The organism is Halomonas sp. QHL1, assembly GCF_001882345.1.
In the GTDB taxonomy this organism is placed as follows: domain Bacteria; phylum Pseudomonadota; class Gammaproteobacteria; order Pseudomonadales; family Halomonadaceae; genus Vreelandella.
Genome location: NZ_MINL01000001.1, coordinates 262,433 through 286,011, shown reverse-complemented (window position 1 = coordinate 286,011; position 23,579 = coordinate 262,433). Strand labels below are relative to the sequence as shown.

21 protein-coding genes are annotated in these 23,579 nt (G+C 55.6%); 4 read left to right on the top strand and 17 right to left on the bottom strand.

Going from position 1 to position 23,579, the window contains the following annotated elements; genetic code table 11:
* Positions 1 to 38: 38 nt before the first annotated feature.
* The 7 genes from murB to QHL1GM_RS01285 all read right to left on the bottom strand — a co-directional run bounded on the left by murB (position 39) and on the right by QHL1GM_RS01285 (position 7,809).
* The gene (gene murB, locus QHL1GM_RS01315) at positions 39 to 1,049 is read right to left on the bottom strand and encodes a UDP-N-acetylmuramate dehydrogenase (protein WP_071692870.1); all 1,011 of its coding nucleotides are present in this window, start codon (positions 1,047 to 1,049) and stop codon (positions 39 to 41) included.
* A 25-nt stretch (positions 1,050 to 1,074) separates the two neighbouring features.
* Positions 1,075 to 1,539, bottom strand: a complete 465-nt coding sequence (locus QHL1GM_RS01310) for a low molecular weight protein-tyrosine-phosphatase (protein WP_071692869.1) — start codon at positions 1,537 to 1,539, stop codon at positions 1,075 to 1,077.
* Positions 1,540 to 1,606: 67 nt separating this feature from the next.
* Positions 1,607 to 2,407: a 3-deoxy-manno-octulosonate cytidylyltransferase gene (gene kdsB, locus QHL1GM_RS01305; protein WP_071692868.1), complete on the bottom strand. Its 801-nt coding sequence runs from the start codon at positions 2,405 to 2,407 to the stop codon at positions 1,607 to 1,609.
* Positions 2,407 to 2,652, bottom strand: a complete 246-nt coding sequence (locus QHL1GM_RS01300; protein WP_071692867.1) for a Trm112 family protein — start codon at positions 2,650 to 2,652, stop codon at positions 2,407 to 2,409. Before QHL1GM_RS01300 ends, kdsB begins: the two co-directional genes overlap by 1 nt.
* Before the next feature lie 13 nt (positions 2,653 to 2,665).
* Positions 2,666 to 3,694, bottom strand: coding sequence for a tetraacyldisaccharide 4'-kinase (gene lpxK / locus QHL1GM_RS01295; RefSeq protein ID WP_071692866.1), 1,029 nt, complete (start codon positions 3,692 to 3,694; stop codon positions 2,666 to 2,668).
* Positions 3,695 to 3,721: 27 nt separating this feature from the next.
* Positions 3,722 to 5,458, bottom strand: a complete 1,737-nt coding sequence (gene msbA, locus QHL1GM_RS01290; RefSeq protein WP_071692865.1) for a lipid A export permease/ATP-binding protein MsbA — start codon at positions 5,456 to 5,458, stop codon at positions 3,722 to 3,724.
* 71 nt (positions 5,459 to 5,529) lie between these two features.
* On the bottom strand, positions 5,530 to 7,809 hold the full coding sequence (locus QHL1GM_RS01285) for a DNA internalization-related competence protein ComEC/Rec2 (RefSeq protein WP_071692864.1): 2,280 nt from the start codon (positions 7,807 to 7,809) through the stop codon (positions 5,530 to 5,532).
* A gap of 97 nt (positions 7,810 to 7,906) precedes the next feature.
* On the opposite strand from QHL1GM_RS01285, the gene QHL1GM_RS01280 reads away from it, so the two are divergent.
* Complete coding sequence (locus QHL1GM_RS01280) at positions 7,907 to 8,464, top strand: DUF2062 domain-containing protein (protein ID WP_071692863.1); 558 nt, start codon at positions 7,907 to 7,909, stop codon at positions 8,462 to 8,464.
* A 16-nt stretch (positions 8,465 to 8,480) separates the two neighbouring features.
* Here QHL1GM_RS01280 and QHL1GM_RS01275 read toward each other — a convergent pair whose 3' ends face one another.
* Both QHL1GM_RS01275 and QHL1GM_RS01270 read right to left on the bottom strand, forming a co-directional pair.
* Positions 8,481 to 9,209 (bottom strand): ABC transporter ATP-binding protein, encoded by a 729-nt coding sequence (locus QHL1GM_RS01275; protein WP_139245589.1) that lies wholly within the window; start codon positions 9,207 to 9,209, stop codon positions 8,481 to 8,483.
* Between the two features lie 40 nt (positions 9,210 to 9,249).
* A complete protein-coding gene (locus tag QHL1GM_RS01270; protein ID WP_071692862.1) occupies positions 9,250 to 10,491 on the bottom strand; it encodes a lipoprotein-releasing ABC transporter permease subunit in 1,242 nt (413 codons plus the stop codon).
* A gap of 179 nt (positions 10,492 to 10,670) precedes the next feature.
* On the opposite strand from QHL1GM_RS01270, the gene QHL1GM_RS01265 reads away from it, so the two are divergent.
* Complete coding sequence (locus QHL1GM_RS01265) at positions 10,671 to 11,732, top strand: agmatine/peptidylarginine deiminase (RefSeq protein ID WP_071692861.1); 1,062 nt, start codon at positions 10,671 to 10,673, stop codon at positions 11,730 to 11,732.
* Positions 11,733 to 11,742: 10 nt separating this feature from the next.
* On the top strand, positions 11,743 to 12,657 hold the full coding sequence (locus QHL1GM_RS01260) for a carbon-nitrogen hydrolase (protein ID WP_071692860.1): 915 nt from the start codon (positions 11,743 to 11,745) through the stop codon (positions 12,655 to 12,657).
* A 97-nt stretch (positions 12,658 to 12,754) separates the two neighbouring features.
* Here QHL1GM_RS01260 and QHL1GM_RS01255 read toward each other — a convergent pair whose 3' ends face one another.
* The 4 genes from QHL1GM_RS01255 to QHL1GM_RS01240 form a co-directional block, all read right to left on the bottom strand.
* Positions 12,755 to 13,711, bottom strand: a complete 957-nt coding sequence (locus QHL1GM_RS01255) for a Nudix family hydrolase (protein WP_071692859.1) — start codon at positions 13,709 to 13,711, stop codon at positions 12,755 to 12,757.
* Between the two features lie 82 nt (positions 13,712 to 13,793).
* A complete protein-coding gene (argJ, locus tag QHL1GM_RS01250) occupies positions 13,794 to 15,023 on the bottom strand; it encodes a bifunctional glutamate N-acetyltransferase/amino-acid acetyltransferase ArgJ (protein ID WP_071692858.1) in 1,230 nt (409 codons plus the stop codon).
* Between the two features lie 67 nt (positions 15,024 to 15,090).
* Positions 15,091 to 17,823, bottom strand: coding sequence for a preprotein translocase subunit SecA (secA, locus tag QHL1GM_RS01245; RefSeq protein WP_071692857.1), 2,733 nt, complete (start codon positions 17,821 to 17,823; stop codon positions 15,091 to 15,093).
* Between the two features lie 89 nt (positions 17,824 to 17,912).
* The gene (locus QHL1GM_RS01240) at positions 17,913 to 18,275 is read right to left on the bottom strand and encodes a hypothetical protein (RefSeq protein WP_071692856.1); all 363 of its coding nucleotides are present in this window, start codon (positions 18,273 to 18,275) and stop codon (positions 17,913 to 17,915) included.
* A 112-nt stretch (positions 18,276 to 18,387) separates the two neighbouring features.
* Here QHL1GM_RS01240 and QHL1GM_RS01235 point away from each other — a divergent pair, with 112 nt between their 5' ends.
* Complete coding sequence (locus tag QHL1GM_RS01235; RefSeq protein WP_071692855.1) at positions 18,388 to 18,849, top strand: DUF721 domain-containing protein; 462 nt, start codon at positions 18,388 to 18,390, stop codon at positions 18,847 to 18,849.
* 136 nt (positions 18,850 to 18,985) lie between these two features.
* Here QHL1GM_RS01235 and lpxC read toward each other — a convergent pair whose 3' ends face one another.
* The 4 genes from lpxC to QHL1GM_RS01215 all read right to left on the bottom strand — a co-directional run bounded on the left by lpxC (position 18,986) and on the right by QHL1GM_RS01215 (position 23,558).
* Positions 18,986 to 19,897, bottom strand: a complete 912-nt coding sequence (gene lpxC, locus QHL1GM_RS01230; protein ID WP_071692854.1) for a UDP-3-O-acyl-N-acetylglucosamine deacetylase — start codon at positions 19,895 to 19,897, stop codon at positions 18,986 to 18,988.
* Between the two features lie 134 nt (positions 19,898 to 20,031).
* Positions 20,032 to 21,207 carry a cell division protein FtsZ gene (gene ftsZ / locus QHL1GM_RS01225; RefSeq protein ID WP_071692853.1) on the bottom strand — a complete coding sequence of 392 codons (1,176 nt, stop codon included), beginning with the start codon at positions 21,205 to 21,207 and terminating at the stop codon, positions 20,032 to 20,034.
* A gap of 34 nt (positions 21,208 to 21,241) precedes the next feature.
* Positions 21,242 to 22,531, bottom strand: coding sequence for a cell division protein FtsA (gene ftsA / locus QHL1GM_RS01220; protein ID WP_071692852.1), 1,290 nt, complete (start codon positions 22,529 to 22,531; stop codon positions 21,242 to 21,244).
* A gap of 313 nt (positions 22,532 to 22,844) precedes the next feature.
* Positions 22,845 to 23,558, bottom strand: coding sequence for a cell division protein FtsQ/DivIB (locus QHL1GM_RS01215; protein ID WP_071692851.1), 714 nt, complete (start codon positions 23,556 to 23,558; stop codon positions 22,845 to 22,847).
* Positions 23,559 to 23,579: the final 21 nt, after the last annotated feature.

The following is a 23,579-nucleotide window of genomic DNA, read 5'->3' as shown; positions in this document are numbered from 1 at the left end:
TAAAGTTTAGCTAATAGAGGTGAACTAATAGGGCTGAACTAATAGGGGTTAACTAACCGCGGTTCGGGCTCTAAACGTACGCCGAAGCGTGCCTCAACCAGGTCAGCGATATAGTTAGCTGTTTTCATTAGGCCCTGACGATCACCGCCGCCAAAGTGCACCAGCACCAGGGCTTGATGCTGGTGCACGCCAAAAGCACCATCACGCATCCCTTTCAAGCCACACTGGTCGATTAACCACCCCGCCGCCAGCTTTGTTTGCCCTCCCTCTTGGGGAAAATGAGGCATTGCGGGAAACTGCTGTAATAACTGCGCTGCCTGCGCCCCAGCCACCAATGGGTTTTTGAAGAAGCTCCCCGCGTTGGCCAGCACCTGTGGATCGGGCAGCTTCTCACGCCGAATGGCGCATACCGCTTCGGCTACCGCAAACGGCGTGGGAGCGCCCGTTAACCTCTTGGCTAGGTCGCCATATCCGAGCTGTGGAGCAGGCGTACGCGACAAGCGCAAGACCAATTGAGTGATGACAACGCTACCCGCCAACTCGCCTTTAAAGATACTCTCACGGTAACCAAAAGCGCACTGCTGGGCGTCTAACCATTCAACCCGTCCTGTGGCCAGCTCCATTACCTGCACCGCTTGAAGCGTGTCGGCAAGCTCAACGCCGTAGGCGCCTATGTTTTGCACCGGTGCGGCACCACAACTGCCAGGAATCAGCGCCAGATTTTCAATGCCCCACATCCCCCGTGCGGCAGTCGTCATCACCAGCGCATGCCAATTAACCCCCGCCCCTACGTGGGCGAGCACATGCCCTTGACGCTGACTAAACCAACACTGTTGCAAATCAGGCCGCACCACCAAACCTGGTAGTGCTCCGGGAAGTAGAACATTGCTCCCACCACCTAGCAACGTAACGGGCCAGCCTTCACGGCGTGCCTCGGCTAACGTTTGACGTAGTGCTGTTAATGTCGTTGGTGCCGCGAAGCGCTCTGCCTGGCAGGGCAGCCTAAGCGTATTAGCGGCGGACAAATCCACATTGCTAAGAATATTCATCTGTGTAGCCACACCTTCAGACCCATTACAGCTCTCGCTTAAGGTGTCGAATCAGCCCTTCTGATGCCGCTTCAATCATATCTAGAACCTTCTCAAACCCCTCATCACCGCCATAATAGGGGTCTGGCACTTCGGCACCGGGGGTACCGGCAAAATCTAAAAACAGCCCAACATGCGCCTGGCTATTGGCAGGCTTCAGCTCGCGCATGGCGCGTAAATTGTCCTGATCCATGCCCAGCACGTAGTCGAATTGGGTAAAGTCGTGCTCGCTTAGCTGGCGGGCACGCAGGCCGCTTAAATCAATACCGCGCAGTAGCGCTGCCTGCTGGGCGCGGGCGTCTGGCGCTTTGCCTACATGCCAACTGCCAACGCCGCAGGAGTCTATCTCAACCTCATCGGCCATTCCCGCTCGCTCAAGGGCACGATGAAAAACACCTTCGGCGGTGGGTGAACGGCAAATATTGCCTAAACATACAAATAACACTTTCACGATAGCTCCTTAAAAGCTGGGCTACTCAAGCAGCACACGCGCTAGGCCAGCAGCGCCCGAACACGCGCTAGGTCAGCAGCGCCCGAATCCGCGCTAGATCCTCGGCCGTATCAACACCAGCAGGGTTTATTTCGCAGGCCAGCGCCACTTGAATCGCGTGACCATTCTGCAGCGCACGCAACTGCTCGAGCTGTTCAAGCTGCTCAAGGCTTGAGGCGGGCCAGTCACGGTAGGCGGCTAGAAAACCGGCACGATACGCATACAAACCGATATGGCGCAGCCAAGCATCGGTTGCCAGCATGGTCGGTGGCGCTTTGAACTGTTCACGATCCCAAGGTATGGGTGCCCGTGAGAAATACAGCGCGCGGCCTTGCAGTGTGCGCACTACCTTGACCACGTTAGGATTGAACAGCGTGTCCACATCATTGATAGGCTCCGCCAGCGTGGCTATCGACGCTTCAGGATCGTCGGCTAGGCGCAGCGCCACCTGGTCGATCAGCGCGGGAGGGATCAGCGGTTCATCGCCCTGCACATTCACCAGCAGCGCATCATCCGTCAATGCCAATATATCAGCCACCTCGGCTAAGCGGTCGGTGCCCGAAGGGTGATCGTCGCGGGTCATGATCACTTCGGCGCCGTAGGGCAGCATGGCATCACGAATACGGCTATCATCTGTTGCCACGACCACCCGGCTGGCGTGGCTTTGGCAAGCACGGCGCCATACGTGAGCGACCATCGGCTGCCCGGCAATATCGAGCAATGGCTTGCCGGACAGCCGGGTAGAGCCGTAGCGGGCAGGCACGACGACGGTAAAATCAGGCACCTTGAAATCAACCATTTCATCAGCCATGTCATCAAAGACGGTCATTAAGCGTCTCCAGAGCGCTCTTGAGGACGTCCTGGAGAACGCCCTGGTGAACGCCCTTGTGAAGTGTGCAGCTTTTCATCGGCATCCATCACGCGAGCCTCTTCCGGCAACATCAACGGAATCCCCTCTTTGATCGGATAGGCAAGGCCATCATAGTGGCAGCGCAGCTCTTGAGCGTCGCGGTCATACTTCAGTTTACCGTTACACAACGGGCAAACCAGCATTGCCAGCAGTTCCTTATCCATGCGCGTATCTCCTTCAGGAAAGTGCCGACAGCCGCGCTGCCAGCCAGTGCTCAAATTCGGGCGGAAGGGTTGCTTCCACATCTAGTACCCAGCTGTTGGACGGAGCCAGGGCGTAACACTTCACGGCGTCTTTAGCGGTCATAATCACTGGGCGGGTATTGATAAAGCTTAGCGCGTCCGCACTAAAGTGCTGGTGATCGGCTAACGGGTGCCACTCGCCCTCAACACCCAACGCGGAGAGCGTACGAAAAAAGCGCTCAGGATGTCCGATACCTGCCACCGCGTGCACCGGCAGCGTAAACGGCAGTGGCGCGAGCGGAAAACGTGCGCCGTCATCAAGGCGGCGCCAGCACAGCGGTGCCAGCTGCATAGTGGTGGCTGACTGCATAATAGTCGGGGCAACCGACAGCGATGACTGTAAGTCACCGTTGACGATCACCGCGTCAACACGCTGCAACCGACTGGGAGACTCGCGTAGCGGCCCGGCGGGCAGGCAGCGCCCGTTGCCCAAACCACGAGCACCATCCACAACCACCAGCTCGATATCTCGATCCAGCGCCAAGTGCTGCAAACCGTCGTCGCTCAAGATAATATCGCAGCCCTTCTCTACCAGTGCCTGAACTCCGCGCACGCGATTGGGGTCTGCGGCCACTGGAAGCCCCGTCTGCTGTGCCAGCATCAGTGGCTCATCGCCGCTTTCGGCAACGTTAGTGTCGGCGGTGACCAGTAGCGGGTAACGGGGCGCTTTTCCGCCATAGCCACGGCTAACGATACCTGGCGACCAGCCTTGGGCCACCAGCCAGCCAGCTAGCCACGCCACCAGCGGCGATTTACCCGTTCCGCCCAAAGTAATATTGCCGACCACAATAACCGGCACTGGCGCCTTCCAAGTGGCTTTCTTGCCGCTAGAGTACTCACGCTCGCGCCGCGCCATGGCCCACTGGTAAAGCGCCCCTAACGGCCTCAGCGGCGATAGCCAGCGACTGCCCTGGTATGCGCCTTGTAGCCAGCGCTCCGCCAGTGTTCTCTTGGCAAAGTTCATCACAATAGGCTCATATCGAAAAAAGGCTCATGGCGCTTCTTGGAACTGTAGCTGATGGAGTGCTGCGTAGGCGCCATCGGCTTCCAGCAATGCTTGATGCGACCCCTCTTCGATAATGCGTCCCTGATCCATCACCACAATGCGGTCAGCCCGCTCAATGGTGGAGAGGCGGTGGGCAATGACCAGCGTGGTGCGCCCTTCACAGACTCGCTCAAGGGCTTTTTGAATATAGCGCTCGGACTCCGTATCCAACGCGGAAGTGGCCTCATCCAGCACAAGCAGCGGCGCATCCTTGAAAATCGCCCGGGCTATCGCCAGCCGCTGGCGTTGGCCGCCTGAGAGCATCACGCCATTTTCTCCCACCGTGGTGGCATAACCATTGGGCAGTTTATCGATAAACTCATGGGCATAGGCGGCTTCAGCCGCAGCCTGTACAGCCTGGGGATCAGGATTGGCCACCCCGTAAGCAATATTATCGGCAATCGAGGCGTTAAATAGCGTCACCTGCTGCGACACCAGGGCAATCTGCTGGCGCAGTGGGCCGAGCGCGTATTCATCAACATTAATGCCATCGATCGTAATACTCCCCTGGCTGGGACGATAGAAACGCGGCAACAGGCTGACCAGAGTGGACTTGCCGCTCCCCGAACGCCCGACTATCGCCACCAGCTCGCCTGGCGCTATGCGCAGATTAATATCGTGCAGGACATCGGGCTGATCGTCAGCGTAGCGGAAGCTAACATGATCGATCACGACATCGCCGCTTAAACGGCTGGCGATATGTTTGCCGCTATCCTCTTCAGGTGCCCTATCCAGCAATCCGAAAAGCTCTGACGCGGCCGCCAGGCCTTTCTGAATTTCACCGTTAATCTCGGTCAGTTGGCGCACGGGCTTGATCATCAGGGCGGCTGCAGTAATAAAAGCCACAAACTCACCGGGCGTCATGTTCGCCATCAGCGAGGGCGCCATGGCCAGCCAGACCAGTAGCGCCATGGAGATAGCCACCAGCATCAGAATCACGGGGGAGCTGACCGCACGGGTCATGGCTTCTTTCATACTCTGACGGCGGTTCTCTTCGCTTACCCGCTCAAAGCGCTGCTTTTCATACTGCTCGGCGCCGTGGGTACGGACTACCCGGTAGCCCGACAGCGCTTCTGAGGCAATATGGGTAACATCGCCCATGGAGTGCTGAATGCGCTTTGAAATGCGCCTAAAGCGCTTGCTGACGTAGCTCACCACTACCGCAATGATCGGCGTAACGCCCAAAAACAGCAGCGTTAGCATCCAGTTAGTCCAGAGTAGGTAGAGCACCAGGCCGACAACGAACAGCCCTTCACGGAGAATAATCGTCACCGCTTTGGTGGCCGCCCCCGCGACTTGCTCAACGTGGTAGGTTACCCGTGATACCAGCTGGCCGCTGGAGTGATGGTCAAAAAACCAGCCTGGAAGATGGAGTAGATGAGCAAACACATCGCAACGCAGGGTATGAATCACGTAGCGGCCCACATAGGCCATGAAGTAGGTGCTTAAAAAAGTACCTACCCCCCGGGCGGAAAACATAATAATCACAAACAGCGGTAGAAATAGCCGAAACGCCGCATCTGGGTTTTGAATGCCATCAATCAAGCGCTTCATCATTTCCGCCAGCGCGGTACTCGACGCCGCGTAAACCACAAAGCCCACTATCGCTAGCGCAAAAGCCCGCCAATGCGGCTTCACATAGCCCAACAACCGCTTATAGATACCCCAACTTGAATCAGTCACACTCGCTCCTAGCCTAGACCCTGGGGCCTATAGTATGCAGTGCGGGGAATTCTACCTGATGGCGACGCGCTTCAACACTGGTTGCGTCGTCTTGGCACTGGCCGCGTCGTTTCAACCTGAATGGGCTGGGCCGCGTTTAACCAAAATAACAAGGCTCCGTCATGAGCAGTACTCCATAGACAGCTTCCCTGCTGGCGAAAACGGCGCACCACAGAATCTACCGGATGCTGGAAAGCATTACTTCGCCCGGCGCTAAATATCACATGCTCTGGTGCGGTATGGCGCACAAACTGAACCCCCGAACTGGTGCCGCTGCCATGGTGCCCTGCCACCAATACACTAACGGGCAGCTCCACCTCACGCAGAAAGCGTCGCTCTACCTCTGTGCCCCCATCTCCGGTAATCAGCAGTCGTTGCTCACCAACGCTCACCTCAAGTACACAGGAGCGATCGTTGGCCGATAAATCGTTATCACCCGCGGGCGGCCAGAGAATACGGTAACTCACTCCGTCATGCTGCCATTTTTGACCACGCTGACAGTCAATACCTGAAACTGGCAGCCCCTCACCCGCGGGAGCCATCCACTGACTGACCCGATGATCGGCTAGCAATGCGCCGATACCGCCCGCATGGTCATTATCAGCGTGGCTGACTATCACTTGATCAAACTTCTGCCCCGGCGACCACAGCGTTTCCAGCGGCATAAAGCCACTACGAAAGCGCGGCCCGGTGTCGTAAAGCAGGCGATAATGTTCGCTACGCAGCTCTATCACCTGCCCCTGCCCAACGTCGTGGACGCTAACTTTAAGCGTATTTTGAGGAATCGATGATGAAAGCGACCACCACGGGAGCGCTAAGACCAACGCCGTGGCAGCCAGCCGTAAACCTGGCAGCACAGCGGGTAGTCCCCAGCATAACGAGAGCAGTAGCAGTGCAAAGGCGAGCGGATAGGTTAACGACCGATCAGGTTCCCACAATGGCCAGTGCTGCACAGCAAGCGTCAGCAACAGGTGGAAAACGCTCAGCGCCTGCTCAAACAACCACCACAGCGCCTCTCCTACCATGGGAAGAAGTGACAGTAGCCACCCTAGCAGTGCCGTTGGCACCATTACCGAGCTCACCCAGGGCACGGCGACTAAATTGATCAATGGGGCGGCTGGCGCCACTCGACCAAAGGCCACCAAGACAGCGGCAGCCATTAGCGGAGCTAGCAGCAGCTGCGATCTCACCAGCGCCCAACACCAGCCCTTTAAACCCTGAGGACGCCGCCGTCCCTGCCAAATAATAATCAGCCACGCTACTGCCAAAAATGACAGCCACATGCCCGGCCGCCATAACGCGAGCGGATCAACCATTAGTACCAGCGCAAGCGCCAGCCACCACGCCTGCCAAGCCCCCGGTGCATGCCGACCACTGAGCACCCACAGCCCGATCAATGTCATCACCATCGCCCGCATGGCTGGTGGTGCCAACCCTGCAAGGGTGGCATAACTGACACAGGCTAGCGCTGCCACCCACCACGGCCAGGTGCGCATGCGCCAGTTAGTGGGGGTTGCAAACCGAGCCACTAGCCTGGCCAACAGCAGCACAAAAGACGCCACCAGCCCGACATGCAATCCTGAAATCACCATCAGATGCGTGGTGCCGGTGGCATTCAGCAGCGACCAGTCGTCTTGGGTAAGCTGTTCGCTATCGCCTAACGTCAATGCTGCCAGCCAGCGCTTGGTTCGATCGTCGAGTGGCTGACGGGCTAAAAAATCCAGTGCTAACTGGCGCAGCGAAGGGCCAGCAGCAGAGAGCCGAACTGGCGCTGGCTCCTGGCGCAGGTAGCCTGTCGCGTGGATCCCCTCTCGCCACAGCCACTGCTCATAATTGAAGGTATCAGGGTTGGCAAAGCCACTGGGAGGTCGCAAACGCAACGTCATTTGCCACTGCTCACCGGGCTTAAATCGCTCATCGCTATAAGCGGTTATGCGCACCTTGGCGAGCGAGGAACAGCTGGGCCGTTGTGTCACGCTAGTTGAAGAGCTTTGACACTGATCAACGCTTAACAGCAGGCGCGTGGCGTTACCCACCGGCTGGGCGGTCAACACGGTTGCCTCAACGGCAAGGTCTTCTCCGCTTAGCCCCGCCGGTAAGCGACTCCCCCATTCACCTTGTACGCTAATAAAGACCCACGAGCCGATTAGCAGCCATATACCTATGCGCGGGCGCCACCCCATTACCAGTAAGGCGGCTACCAACAGCCACCCAAACGCGCTTGGGGTCACCCCTGCAGTGTGGCAATACCAGGCAAAAATCCCCCCTGCGAGTGCCGCAAGCGCCGCTGGCATGGCAACACCTAACCGCATAGAACCCTCTCTGGTGACGCTTCATTGATGGCCTAGCATAGCCGAAAGGCAGCTCGATATGGATAATGGGCCACATCGATAGGTAAGAGTATCCGTCATGCCGCGCAGGTTCCTGCAGCGCTACATGCCCAAACCCGACACTATCAGGAAACAGCGCTCGCTACGCTTTATGGCACCGCTGATTGCAGATCCGGGTTTGTGGCTTTTAACTCGCCGAAGCGTTGCCAATGCGTTTAGCGTGGGCGTGTTCTGTGCGATGCTGCCCATCCCCTTTCAGATGGTCGTTGCCGCGCTGGGCGCGCGCCTAACACGCTGCAACTTAGCCCTCTCGGTGGGCTTGGTATGGATTACTAATCCATTAACGATGCCGTTGATTTTTTACGGCAACTACTGGATTGGCACCTTTATCCTCGGCGCGCCCGTGCGGGAGGCACCCTCACGTATTTCAACGCGCTGGATCGCCGAACAGATGCACGACATTATGCCGCCACTGATCGTCGGCTCTTTGGTAACAGCGGTAATGTTAGCCATCGTCGTTAATATTGGCATTCGCTTGATCTGGCGCTGGCACGTCTCCCATAACTGGAAACGCCGCCGCCAGATACGTCGGCAGCGGCGTGCACAGATAGAAGCAGAATTTGACGATAAGGTTTGAGGATTGAACTCGACGGTTAAAGCGTCGGTGCCTGCTCGACCAGCTTACCCGCATCCAGCTTAAGCACGCGGTCTTGATGGGCTGCCAGGCTAACGTCGTGGGTCACAATCACGAACGCACAGGCGCTCTCTTTGGCCAGTTCATCCATCAGCGCCAAAATCGTTGCTGCTGTGGTTTGATCCAGATTGCCCGTTGGCTCATCCATCAGCACCAGGCTAGGATCGGTGACCAGCGCTCGGGCAATCGCCACCCGCTGACGCTCCCCACCGGAAAGTTCCCCCGGCTTATGATCTGCCCGCGGCTGCATACCTACCCGTTCGAGTATCTGCATGGCCCGCTTCTCGGCTACCTTTTTCGACTGTCCGCGAATAATTAGCGGTAACGCCGCATTTTCGACGGCGGTAAATTCCGCCAACAGATGGTGGAACTGGTAGACAAAGCCGATGTAGCGGTTACGAAAGCTGCCCAGCGCCGCTTCATTCAACCCTGATAGCGGCTCACCAGCGATAACTACGCTGCCTTTACTGGGACGATCAAGGCCGCCCAGCAGGTTTAGTAGCGTTGTCTTACCCGAACCTGAGCTACCCACAATGGCCACCCGCTCTCCGGCGCGCATCTGCAAACTGAGGTTATCCAGTACCGTCAGATCCTGGGGCCCCTCACTGTAGGTGCGTGTCAGCGCTTGACAATCGAGCATGACCGCGGCCTCTTGCCCGGCATTGCGAGACGTCGAATTCATAGACATCGTGTCATCCTTGTTCCTTGAACCGTTATTCCTGAAGCCATTATTCATAGCGCAACACATCCGCTGGCTGAACTTTTGCCGCCCGCCAAGCGGGGTAGAGTGTTGACAGGAACGTCAGTCCAAAGGCTGCCAATACGATATTGATTACATCGTTCCACTGCAGACGAGAAGGCAGGTTGCTAATAAAGTAGACACCAGCATCCAAGAACTGAATGCCCAGCGTTCCTTCCACCCAGCCAATCAGATCAGCTATGGTCAGCGCCAGCAGTACACCAACGGCCACCCCCATGGCGATACCAATCAACCCAATGGCCATGCCCTGAACAATAAAAATCCCCATAATCGAGCTCGGTTTAGCACCTATCGTACGCAGAATGGCGATATCCGCGCTTTTGTCGGTGACTACCATGACCAGCGTCGAGACGATATTAAACGCCGCTACAGCGATAATCACGGTTAACAGCAGCGCGATCATGCGCTTTTCCATCTGTATCGCCTGGAAAAGATTACCTTGGGAGAGGGTCCAATCACTGCCGCGATACTCCGGGCCAAGCTCATTGAGAATCGCCTGGGTCTCGCTACTGGCGGCAAACAGATCATCCAACTCTAGGCGAAGCCCGCCCACCGCATCGCCAAGACGAGCAAGCGTTTGCATATCTTCAATATTGGCATAGGCCAAATTAGCGTCTAGCTCAGCACCGACGCTAAAAATACCGCTGACGGTAAAGCGTTTTAAGCGCGGAAAGACCCCCGCAGGGGTAATCGATGCTTCAGGCACCAGCAGCGTCACTCGATCGCCCACGCCAACGCCCAGGTTGCGTGCCAGCATTGAGCCCAACACCACGTGCCACTCACCGGGAACCAGATCAGTCAGCTCGCCTTGACGCATGTGCTCGCCAATAATCGACACTCGGTCTTCCCACTCTGGATTGATGCCGTTGACCATGGCGCCCTGATTACGCCCACCCACGGAGAACATACCCTGCTGCTCAACGAAAGGCGCCGCACCAATGACCCGTTCGCGCTGCATCAACTCTTCGGCTAACGTTTCCCACTCCACCATCCCTACCCGGGACTCAATTTTAGCGTGGGGCACCATGCCTAAAATACGCGTGCGCAGCTCGTGGTCGAAGCCGTTCATCACCGACAACACCAAAATAAGTACGGCGACCCCCAACATTAGCCCCAACATTGAGGTGAGCGAAATAAACGAAATAAAGTGGTTCCGGCGTTTAGCGCGCACGTAGCGCAGCCCCACCAGAAAAGGCAAACGATCAAGCATGGCGTCATTCCTTATCAATAAGCGCTCATGGTACGGTTTTTTTAGTCTCTCTGCATGTTCAAACGGCCATTAGAGCGGCCTGGACCGTAAGCGTTCAGAATAAAAACGTTACGCTTGCAACTTGCCCCGCCACGCCCTACATTGCGCCGATTTACTGTTGACCGTGGGGCTGCGCTTTTATGACGTATCGTTTGCTACCCGAATGGTATCCCCAGGATGGGATACAACTGACCTGGCCACGCCCAGACGGCGATTGGGCGCCTCTGCTTGCGCGCATCGAAGCTACTCTCGAACGCATTGTGATTGCCACCGCGCGCTATCAGCGCGTGCTTATTTGCGTACCCGACGAGCCCACTAAACAGCGCTTAACCGACACTTTTCACGCCTACGCTGTGCCAGCCGAACGCCTGCAGCTTATTGTCGCACCCACCGACGATACCTGGGCGCGGGATCATGGCCCGATCAGCGTGATCGACGAAGATGACCAATTATTGCTACTCGATTACACGTTCACCGGCTGGGGTGGCAAATTTCCCGCCGAGCGCGATAACTTGCTCACCCAGTCGCTTGCTGATGCGGGCGCCTGGGCCTGCCCGGTGGCCTCGCGTGATCTGGTACTGGAAGGTGGTGGTATAGAAACCGACGGTGAAGGTACCCTGCTCACCACTGAAGCATGCCTGCTTAATCCCAATCGCAATCCCACGCTATCTCGTCAAGATGTAGAAGCGCAGCTTGGCGAAGACTTCGGCGTTGACCGTGTGCTGTGGCTGGCCAACGGTCATTTAGAGGGCGACGATACCGACAGCCATATTGATACCCTGGCACGCTTCTGTAACCCAACCACCATCGCCTATGTGCGTTGTGATGACCCCCACGACCCGCACTACGCGGCCTTGGCGGCGATGGAGCAAGAGCTGCAGGCTTTCCGGCAACGCAATGGCGAACCCTACCAGCTTATTCCACTGCCCTGGCCCCAAGCCTGCTTTGACCCGGAAGATGGCCACCGCCTACCCACCACCTACGCGAATTTCCTGATCATCAATCAGGCCGTACTGGTGCCTACCTACGGCGACCCGTCGGATGTCACTGCACTGAACGCGCTAGCGGTTGCTTTTCCCGAGCACACGCTAATTCCGATTGAGTGTGTCAGCGTTATTCGCCAACATGGCAGCCTGCACTGTTTAACCATGCAGCTTCCACAAGGCACGCTTGCCCAGGGTTCGGGTGATACCACTGAATAAAGGAGCCACCATGTCGATTAAATCAAGCTCGACGCTAACCGTCGCTGTTGTGCAGCAACCCGCGTGGCCGGACAAAGCCCAAAGCCTGTCAGCAAGCGAAGAAGGTATTCGCAGTGCCGTTGCGCAAGGCGCCCAGTTGGTACTGCTCCAGGAACTGCATACCACTCACTACTTTTGCCAGTATGAAGATCCTTCGCTGTTTGACCTAGCAGAGCCCCTCGACGGCCCGACCGGCCAACGTCTAGCAGCGCTTGCCAAGGAATTGAACATCGTCCTGGTCGGCTCGCTATTTGAGCGCCGCGCACCGGGCCTCTACCACAATACCGCCGTGGTCTATGACCGCGCCAAAGGTCGCGTCGGCCAGTATCGCAAGATGCACATTCCCGATGATCCTGGATTTTATGAGAAGTTTTACTTCACACCGGGTGATCATGACAGCGCTCGCGGAGAGGGCTTTACCCCGATCGAAACATCCGTGGGCCGCCTCGGCGTCTTGGTCTGCTGGGATCAGTGGTATCCCGAAGCTGCACGGCTTATGGCGCTAGCCGGTGCCGATTTACTGCTCTACCCCACGGCGATCGGCTGGGACCCCAACGACGATAGCGAAGAAAAGAGCCGCCAAAAAGATGCCTGGACAGTGATTCAGCGCGCACACGGTGTGGCCAACGGTTTGCCTGTGCTAGTGGCCAATCGAGTTGGCTTTGAGGCGGATCATTCTGGGGTGGGAGACGGCATTCAGTTCTGGGGGGGGAGTTTTGTCTGCGGGCCGCAAGGCGAACTATTGGCCCATGCGGGGGAAGCGACCGAGCAGTTAGTCGTTGAGCTAAATATGGCGCGCAGTGAAAATACCCGCCGCATCTGGCCGTACCTGCGGGATCGTCGCGTAGATGCTTATGGGGATTTAACTCGCCGCTACCGCGACTAACCCCGCGATAAAACCCCAATAAAAAAACAAAACGCCTGCCTGGGAGAAATACCCAGGCAGGCTTTTTTGATGACACACGGCGGGCTAACGCGGCCGTTTATTTCCAGAAGTCACGAATTGAGGCGATACCTTGAGCGCCCACGGCACGGGCATGATTGGCATCAAAGCGCGTCATGCCGCCAAGTGCGAACACCGGCATGCCTGCGCGCTCAACCAACTGCTGGAAATCATGCCAGCCGAGCGGGAACACTTCAGGGTGCGACGGCGTGGTGCGCAGCGGCGACAAACTAACAAAGTCGCAGCCTAACACCGCCGCCTGAGTCAACTGCGTTTGATTGTGCGTCGATGCCGACAACCACTTGCTTTCGGCAATCGGACGACGCTCAAGCTGCATCAAACGCTCGCTGGTCAAATGAATGCCATCGGCGTCAATGTGATCAAGCAGCGTCGGCTCACCATTGAGCAGCAGTCGTGCACCGTGCTCACGACACAGGCTCAAGGCACGCTGGGCACGGGCCAGATAAGCCGCTTCATCCAACTGCTTGGCGCGCAGCTGCACCAGGCGAATCTTGTCTTCACGTAGTGCGCGCTCCAAAAATGCATCGAAGCGCGCTTCGTCAGCCTCTTCGCCGGTAATCAAATACTCGGTAGGCAGTCTTACCGCTCGCAGAATCGGTAAATTTGCCGCCGGGAAAGGATAGTTGGAGAGTTCACTCATAGGCACCCAGCGCACCGCCTGCCCTTCTCGCCCAAAGGGCTCGCCAGCAAACTCGTGCACCTGCCATACATCTAGCAGGATATGCTTGTCGGGATACTCATGATGGACGCGAATCAACGGTTGAGCACAAACAATCTCAACGCCGAGCTCTTCGTGCAGCTCACGCTTTAACCCTTCAAGCCCGGTTTCATAAGGGGCCAATTTGCCGCCCGGAAACTCCCAAAGCCCGCCATGATCTACGTTTGATGGCCGACGAGCGATCAGTACTTGCTGTTGATCGGCGCTGATAATCGCTGCCGCCGCGACGTGAACCCGTCGTTTTACCTTTATGCTCATAGACTCATATACTCGTTACGTCTTTATTCACTGCATGTGCCCACTACCCCTGCCAACCAACGCCCCTTTCAGGGCCGACTAGCTAGCTGCGGTAATCCGCGTTAATAGACACATAGTCATGGGAGAGGTCGGAGGTCCATACTGTGGCACTTTCCTCGCCCCGCCCCAAGTTAATGCGAATGGTAATTTCCGACTGGGCCATGACGGCGCTTCCTGCCGCTTCGGTATAGCCTGCAGCACGCCCGCCATTTTCAACTAACCGCACATCGCCTAAATCAATCACCACACGATTGACGTCAAAGTCATTCACAGGCGCTCGCCCAACCGCAGCCAAAATACGCCCCCAATTAGCGTCTGAGGCGTAAAGGGCGGTCTTAACCAGCGGTGAGTGCGCAACGGTGAAGGCCACATCAAGCGCCTCTTGACGGCTTTTCGCCTCATCAACCTGAAGGGTAACGAATTTAGTTGCGCCCTCGCCGTCGCGAATAATCGCCTGCGCCAGCTCGGTCATTACCCGCTGTAGGGCGTTGCTGAAAACAGCAATCTGCTCATCATCAGAGATGCGCGGACCTGTGCCGGTCGCCGCCAGCATACAGGCGTCATTGGTTGAGGTATCGCTGTCCACGGTAATGCAGTTGAACGAGCGATCGACTGTTTCACGCAGCAGCCGATCCAGTAGCGATGCCTCGATAGCCGCATCGGTCACCACAAATCCCAACATGGTCGCCATATTGGGCTTGATCATGCCGGACCCTTTAGTGATGCCGTTAATCGTTACCTGCTGATTACCTATTTCAACCGCACAGGTGGCACCTTTGGCCCGAGTGTCGGTGGTTAAAATGCCCTGGCCTGCGTGCTCCCAGGCAACACTGTCGCTGGACAAACTTTCAAGCGCCGGTGCCAATCCCGCGAGCAGACGCTCCATCGGCAGCGGCTCACCAATCACACCGGTTGAAAATGGCAGTACGTCCTGTTCAGACACGCCCGCCTGTTTAGCCAGCTCAGCACAGCTAGCTCGCGCATCGCGCAAACCTGCTTCGCCTGTACCCGCGTTGGCATTGCCGGTATTGATCAGCCAAAAGCGTGGCGAACGGTTGCCTGCCCGACACTGTTCAAGGTGTTGCTTGGCCACCAAAACGGGCGCGGCGCAGAACGCATTACGGGTAAAGACCCCTGACACCGTCGCGGTCTCGGGCAGCTCAATCACCACAACATCACGACGATCCGGCTTTTTGATACCCGCCATTGCAACCCCCAGGCGCACCCCTTTTAGGGGTGGCAACTCTGGAAAGGGAGTGTTTCCAACCGCCATGACTCTCTCCTTTAGACACAGACCGTTTTACTAACCGTCTCAAAAACGGTCTTAAAAACGGGCGCCGTTAGCTTAATTTTCCACAGCACTGCTTATACTTTTTACCCGAGCCACAAAAACAGGGGTCGTTGCGGCCAACTTTTGGGCCTTCGCGACGCACAGGTCGGCCATCAACGCCAGGTGCTTCCTGCTCGGTTTCGGCCTGCTCCGGGGCCGGGGCGCCATGACGGCTTGCCGCCGTGGCGGTTTCCCGGGCCAGCGCTTCGCGACGCTGCTGCTCAAGGGCGTCTACTTCCTCGGGCTGACGAACCTGCACGTGGCTCAGAATGCGCGTTACATCGGCTTTAATGTGCTCGAGCAGGTGCTGGAAGAGTTCAAAGGATTCACGCTTGTACTCCTGCTTGGGATTTTTCTGGGCATAACCGCGTAGGTGGATACCGCGACGCAGATGATCCATCGACTGAAGGTGTTCTTTCCAGCGCGTGTCCAGCACTTGCAGCATGACCTGTTTCTCAAAGCGACGTATCAGTTTCTCACCCGCCGCCTCGATTTTGGCTGCATAGGCCTCGCGATGCATCGTCTGCAGCCGTTCGCGTAGCTGTTCTTCACTGAAGCGGTCATCCTCGGCGGCCCATTTAACTACGGGTGCGTCAAGGTTGAGCTCAGTTTTCAGGTACGCTTCCAAACCGGGCAGATCCCACTGCTCGGGCAGGCTCTGGGGCGGCACGTAGTCGCTGATGGCCGTCTCCATCACCTCTTCGCGGATACCGATAACGGCATCAGCGACATCGTCCGCAGCCAGAATCTCATTGCGCTGGTCGTAGATAACACGGCGCTGATCGTTGGCAACGTCGTCGTACTCAAGCAGCTGCTTACGAATGTCGAAGTTACGTCCTTCGACTTTCTTCTGGGCACGCTCAACGGCGTTAGAGACCATCTTATGCTCAATGGCTTCGCCATGCTCAAGGCCCAATGCCTGCATCAAGCGTTTGACGCGGTCGGAGCCAAACAGGCGCATCAGGCTATCTTCAAGCGATAAGAAGAAGCGTGTCGAACCAGGGTCGCCCTGACGCCCAGCACGGCCACGCAGCTGGTTGTCGATACGCCGTGACTCATGGCGCTCCGAACCCACCACATGCAGGCCGCCAGCGGCGAGCACGCCATCGTGACGCGCTTGCCACTCGACTTTTAACGCTTCAACCTGTTCTTGAGTGGGGTTTTGCAACTTGGCAACTTCGGCTTCCCAGTTACCGCCTAGAACGATATCGGTGCCACGACCGGCCATATTGGTGGCAATCGTAATCGCCCCTGGGCGGCCTGCCTGAGCAATAATTTCGGCTTCGCTCTGGTGCTGCTTGGCGTTAAGCACGCTGAACGTCAGCCCTGCATCGCGCATCAGCTTGGCAAGGTACTCGGATGTTTCAATCGAAGCCGTACCTACCAGTACTGGACGCCCGGCTTCGGTTTCGGTTTTGACATCCTTGATGATCGCTTCGTACTTCTCTTCAGCGCTCAAATAAACCAAATCGTTCAGGTCTTTACGAGCCAATGGCCGATTGGTGGGAATCACCACCACATCTAGACCGTAAATCTGACGAAATTCAAAGGCTTCAGTATCCGCCGTACCGGTCATCCCGGCTAATTTTTCATATAGACGGAAATAGTTCTGGAAAGTCGTTGAGGCGAGCGTCTGGCTTTCGCGCTGCACCGTGACGCCCTCTTTGGCCTCAACAGCTTGGTGCAACCCTTCCGACCAGCGGCGCCCTGGCATAGAGCGGCCAGTATGCTCATCAACAATCACCACCTGACCTTCAGAAACAATGTAGTCGACATCACGGTTATAGAGATAACGGGCACGCAGCGCCGAGTGCATATGCTGCAGCAAGTTAAGATTTTGCGCGGCATACAGCGACTCTTCATCGCCCAATAAGCCTTCAGCGCGCATTAACTCTTCAACTTTATTATGCCCCTGCTCCGTTAGCTCTACCTGCTTCTGCTTTTCATCGACCAAGAAGTCACCAACAACCGTGGCCTCGTCATCTTCAATCTCTTCGCCTTTCTCAAGCTGCTGGGCAAGTTGATTAACGACTTTATAAAGGTCGGTATTTTCATCTACCGCGCCGGAAATAATCAGTGGCGTGCGCGCTTCATCGATAAGAATCGAGTCAACTTCATCGACAATTGCGTAATGTAGGCCACGCTGGACTTTATCTTCTAACGAAAACGCCATGTTATCGCGTAGATAATCGAAGCCGAACTCGTTGTTGGTACCGTAGGTAATATCGCAGTGGTATGCATGACGCTTCTCTTCGCCAGTCTGACCGGAAAAGATCACGCCAATAGACAAGCCTAGGAATTCATACAGCGGACGCATCCACTCGGCATCACGCCGGGCCAGGTAGTCGTTTACCGTGACCACGTGCACGCCTTTACCCGGCAGTGCATTCAGATACACCGCCAGCGTCGCTACCAGCGTTTTACCCTCGCCGGTTTTCATTTCAGCGATACGACCACGGTGCAGGGTCATGCCACCCACCATCTGCACATCAAAGTGGCGCATGCCCATAACGCGCTTACTGGCCTCTCGAACGATTGCAAAGGCGGGCGCTAGCAGTGCATCCAGAGACTCACCGGCTTCTAAGCGCTGGCGCAGCTCAGCGGTTTTGCCTTGCAGCTCAGCATCGCTAATCGCCTCGAGCTCTGCTTCTAAGGCGTTAATCTGCGGCACATTCTTGTGCATGCGTTTAACATCGCGGTCATTTTTAGAACCAACGACTTTGCGTAATAAATTATTAAGCATGAAATATCCAAGTATTCACGAGCGTCCCATCGGACTTTGCCCTTTCTCAACATGCTCATTATCTACAGAGCATGCACAAAGTAGGTGTTTTAACGGCAGACTCGTCGGAAAGGTGGGCCGCGCTGGGTCAAAACATCCCGTGCGGCGACCAGCATAGCCATTGGGGCTAGCCAGTGACATAGACATCGTACAGGAGCAAAATGCTGGGGACTTTGTGCCCAGCGCTGCAGAGCCCTCCGGCGCTTAGCAATCCAGTGGGACTGCGCGCGCAAAATCGCAGGCACCCAGAAACAGATAGTGACGCTACGCTCGCCACTACGGAACGCATCCGTAGGGCCTAAACTGGCGGGCAAAAGGCAGCTCACTAGAAGACCGGCCAGCCACCAACGCGCTAAACCGTAACGGCGATTGCGCCGCGGCAAAGCTGATTGAACATCAAGCGTAGGTGACATGCTGTAGACAGGCTCCTGGGCGTGGTAAAATCGACTAAAATGAAATCGGCTAATATTTGCGACCTCATCATTAGCGGTACCCTAGGTTAGCGGTACCCTAGGAATTAAGCGTATGAGTATAAAGGTTAAGCGTTCTCGCGCACAGCCCATCGCCCGCCTGCTCTCAAAGTCGGGCGATATTAATAAGTTAATGCGCCTGTCTCGCTTAATCGATCAGGCCCAACGGCACCTGCGCGCGCATCTACCTGAAGAGATGCGTGAGCATATTTTTGTTGGCGGCTTTAGCGAAGGACGCTTAACCCTAATTAGTGGTCAGGCGGGCTGGCTGACATGGTTGCGCTTTGAACAACGGCGCTTATTAGAACTGCTTCATCAGTTGCCCGGCTTTGAAGGGGTAAGCGGTTTTACCTTTAAAGTACGCCCGGTGCGCCCTATCGTGGCACCACCGCGCAATACACGTACCCTTTCAGCCGATGCAGGTAAAACGCTAGCCGAGTGCGCTGAAGACACTACCAATCCTACGTTAAAACGCGCCCTGGAACGCCTTGCCTCTCATGCTCGGCCAGCCAAGTAACGCTCACACTGTCTTCTCTACTAATCAGGCTTAGCGACCTATTGCCACACTCTTAAAAGCATAAAGCACCGCCTAAGCGATGCTTTATGAATCAAAAGTAAAAAAGCGCTTATATAAAAAGCTAAGCCTAGCTACATCAGGCCATTGCGGGCGCGGCATAGGAAATCGGTGCCACCGCTTTGTCTTCTTCAAAGGTGACAATCTCATAGGCATCGGGCTGCGCCATCAACTCGCGGCATAGCTGGTTGTTCAGCGCGTGACCTGACTTCACTCCACGGAACTCGCCGATCAAGCTATAACCCAGCTGGTACAGATCGCCGATAGCATCTAACACTTTATGCTTAACGAACTCATCTTCGTAGCGCAAACCTCCCTCATTAACAATGCGGTAATCGTCAACCACGATAGCGTTATCTAAACTGCCACCTAACGCTAGGTTATTAGAGCGTAAAAACTCTAAATCACGCATAAATCCGAAGGTACGCGCACGGGAGACTTCTTTGACGAAAGACGTGGTCGAGAAATCGATTAACGCGGTCTGCTTTTGCTGCTCAAAAACAGGGTGATCAAAGTCGATGGCAAAGGAGACCTTGAACCCTTGATGGGGTAAGAAAACCGCTTCTTTGTCGCCATCAGTCACTGCCACACGATGCTTGATGCGAATAAATTTCTTCGCAGCATCCTGCTCCAAAATACCCGCTGACTGAATCAAGAAAACAAACGGACTCGCGCTACCATCCATAATGGGTACTTCAGGTTCGCTAACATCCACATAGGCATTGTCGATACCCAGGCCAGCAAAGGCTGACATCAAGTGCTCAACGGTAGCTACCTTGACCCCGTTAAAGACAAGAGCAGTACATAATTTGGTATCTTCGACCAATTCTGCCCGTGCAGGTACGTGTACAACGGGATCCAGATCGGTTCTAACAAACACAATCCCAGTATTGGCCGGCGCCGGACGCAAAGCTAGATGGACTTTTTTGCCTGAATGCAGGCCCACTCCAGTGGCGCGAATGACGTTTTGTAGGGTGCGTTGTCTGATCATGGATAGTAGCCGAGCTCTTATGACGGTAATAACCGCAGGGAAAAAGTTATCAAACAGTGTTCACTTTAACAGCAAACGAGCGTTTTAGCCAATAAAACGCTCGCTCGCTGTTGCAATGAGCCTGATTTCGAGAATCAATCCGCCTGGCGGCGTAGAAACGCGGGGATGTCCAGGTAATCATCGGCTTCAGAAGCACGACGCTTTTCAGGACGAGGTTTAGCGGCTGTTTCAGGTGCTTCAGCGCGTGCAGTTGCCTGCTGACGCATCACCGTTGGCTGCTGCAGCTTGCGGTAATCAGAGGATTCCGCTGCAGAACGACGGGCCGGCTCGCGAGCAGCCGCTTTAGGTTTTTGCCCATCCAAGCCAGCGGCAACAACGGTGACACGCAGTTCGTCAGACATTTCCATATCAATGGAGGTGCCGACGACGATGGTGGCATCCGGAGAAGCAAACTCTTGAACTGTAGCGCCCACATCATTGAACTCGCCGATCGACAAATCAGGACCAGCAGTGATGTTGACCAAGATACCGCGTGCGCCGTGAAGATCGATATCTTCCAACAACGGACTGCGGATCGCTTTCTCGGCAGCTTCGCGAGCACGATTTTCGCCTGTCGCCCCTCCGGTACCCATCATCGCCATGCCCATTTCAGACATAACGGTGCGCACGTCAGCAAAGTCGACGTTGATAATACCCGGACTGGTGATCAGTTCTGCGATACCTTGAACAGCACCCAGCAGCACATCGTTAGCTGCACTGAAGGCTGTCAGTAACGTGGCGTTCTTGCCCAGCACGGAAAGTAGCTTTTCGTTGGGGATAGTGATCAACGAATCAACGTGCTCAGAGAGCTCTTTCATGCCCTCTTCAGCAGCGCGCATACGCTTAGGCCCTTCAAAGGGGAAGGGGCGAGTCACCACCGCAACGGTGAGAATGCCCAACTCTTTGGCGACCTGGGCAACCACCGGAGCACCTCCGGTGCCCGTACCACCGCCCATACCAGCAGTGATAAACACCATATCAGCGCCTACCAGCAATTCCGCGATGCGTTCGCGGTCTTCCATTGCTGCTTGGCGGCCCACGTCAGGATTGGCACCTGCGCCTAATCCTTTAGTGATTTCGCTACCCAGTTGCAACACGGTTTTTGCTGCACAGCGCTTGAGCGCCTGGGCATCCGTGTTGGCGCAGATAAACTCAACGCCTTCAATATTGCTTTCGACCATGTGGTTAACAGCATTGCCGCCACCGCCGCCAACACCAACCACTTTGATGACCGCACTGCTCGAGGGTGCGTTATCTACCAATTCGAACATAAGCCCCGTCTCCTGAACCGCGCTTGCGGCCCTGTCAGAAATTTCCTTTGAACCAGCCTTTAATTCTTGCCAGCGCCGAATGGTCTTCCTTGATATCACGCCGGGCAAGCTCGTTGCGACCCCTGTGGGCTGCAACCACTCCCCCGTGGCTTCTTAGACCTTGCCCATGACGCGTTTCCTGCAAGGCATAATGCAGCAGACCAACGCCCGTCGCATAAATGGGGTTACACACGACGTCCGCCAAACCTCTTACATTCTGCGGACATGCGATGCGAACGGGCATATGGAAAATCTCTTCCGCCAATTCGCTAACCCCTTCCATGCGCGAGGTACCACCGGTAAGTACTATCCCAGCAGCCACCATGTCTTCATAGCCACTACGGCGCAATTCGTCTCTTACTAGCGTAAATAGCTCTTCATAGCGTGGTTCTACCACTTCAGCGAGCGCTTGACGCGATAGATCACGCGCAGGACGATCACCTACGCTAGGTACTTTAATCATTTCATCGCTTGCGGCTAAATGGGTTAGCGCGCAAGCGTATTTAACTTTGATCTCTTCAGCGTGCTGCGTGGGTGTTCGCAGCGCCATGGCGATATCGTTAGTGACTTGATCCCCAGCGATAGGGATCACCGCCGTGTGGCGTATGGCGCCTTCGCTAAAAATAGCCATGTCGGTGGTTCCACCACCAATATCGACCATACAGACGCCCAGTTCACGCTCATCTTCAGTAAGCACAGCCATACTAGAGGCGAGCTGCTCTAAGATAATAGCATCAACTTCAAGACCACAGCGGCGCACACACTTCTCGATATTTTGCACCGCGTTTAAAGCGGCTGTCACTAAGTGCACCTGCGCTTCCAAGCGCACCCCGGACATGCCGAGCGGCTCACGAATGCCACCTTGAGCATCAATCGAGAACTCTTGGGGCAGCACATGGAGCACTCGCTGACCTTCTGAGATAGCGCGCGCCCGTGCGGAGTCAATCACTCGTTCAATATCAGAGGGTGTCACCTCACGCTCTTTAATGGCGACTACGCCATCCGAGTTCATTGAGCTAATGTGGCTGCCTGCCACGCCAACGTATACCGAGTGAATATCACAACCGGCCATTAACTCCGCTTCTTCAACGGCGCGCTGGATTGACTGCACCGTTGATTCAATATTGATCACCACGCCACGCTTCATGCCACGCGAAGGATGCGAACCAATACCTGCAATTTCAATTCCGCCATCATCGGTAGGTTGACCGACTATCGCGACGACCTTGGACGTTCCAATGTCCAGCCCGACCACCATATTGGATGCGTTGGGTGAGCCTGCCATGAGTCGGGAAATCTCCTTGCGTCATTGTTAAAAATAAATATAAATAGGGTGGCGCTTAATCCAACGCTTAACATTGAAAGCGTGCTACCCAAAATAATCAGTACTATTTTTCAGACAATCGCTAAGTGCCAATAGTCGAAATTAAAAACTATTTAAACCGCAGCTGGACCATAGTATAGAAACATTAGTCGCAATACGACTAGCACAAACCCACAATAATAGGCTTGGGTAGCAATTTAAAGCTGATTATTGACTTTTTCAACGATGGCAACCACTCACTTTTACACCTTATTTGCATTAAGTAATAGAAGAGTTACTCATCTTGCACCGCAAATTCACTTTCTCCATGCCAGGCAACCGCAACACCGTTAGGATAGCGCAGATCAATATAGCGGATCTGCTCACCAAGAGACGACAACTCACGCTGCCAAGAAGCCGACAACCGTGCTAAGCGTACTTCATGCTGCCGCCGACCTAACATCACCCAAGCACCATCGTTTAATTGCAGCCGCCAGGCACCACGCGGCTCTAAACGAAGTTGAGTAAGATTCAGCGATAATTGTTCAAAGTGCAGTTTTAACCGATGGTAATAGTCCAACACTTCTTCACTGCTGCCAGCAGGGCCTGCTAGATCGGGCAAACCTGTGGGTGGTGATAATGGCGCAAAAGCGAAAGGCTCGCCTTCAGAGTTAAGTAAGAAGTCATCATTCCAGCGCGACACGGGCTCCTGCTCAACCAGCTCAAAGACCAGTGCATTCGGCCACTCACGGGAAATGCGCACTTCATTTAACCAGCCCACTTGCAGCGCACGGTCGCGCAATTCACCCAAATCAGCAGATAGCCAAGTGGCATCGACCACCAGAGGCGCCAACTGAGTACGCAGGTAGTCGGCGCTGACGTACTCCCATTCGCCGCGAATCGACACCCGCTCAATCGGACGATCTAGCCACAGCCAAAGCGCCCGCCCGCCTGCTCCCATCAGCAGCGCCAGCAGGAGAATTCCCAACCAAGCGTTACGCCTTTTCATAAGGCACTTTTTAAAAAGCCG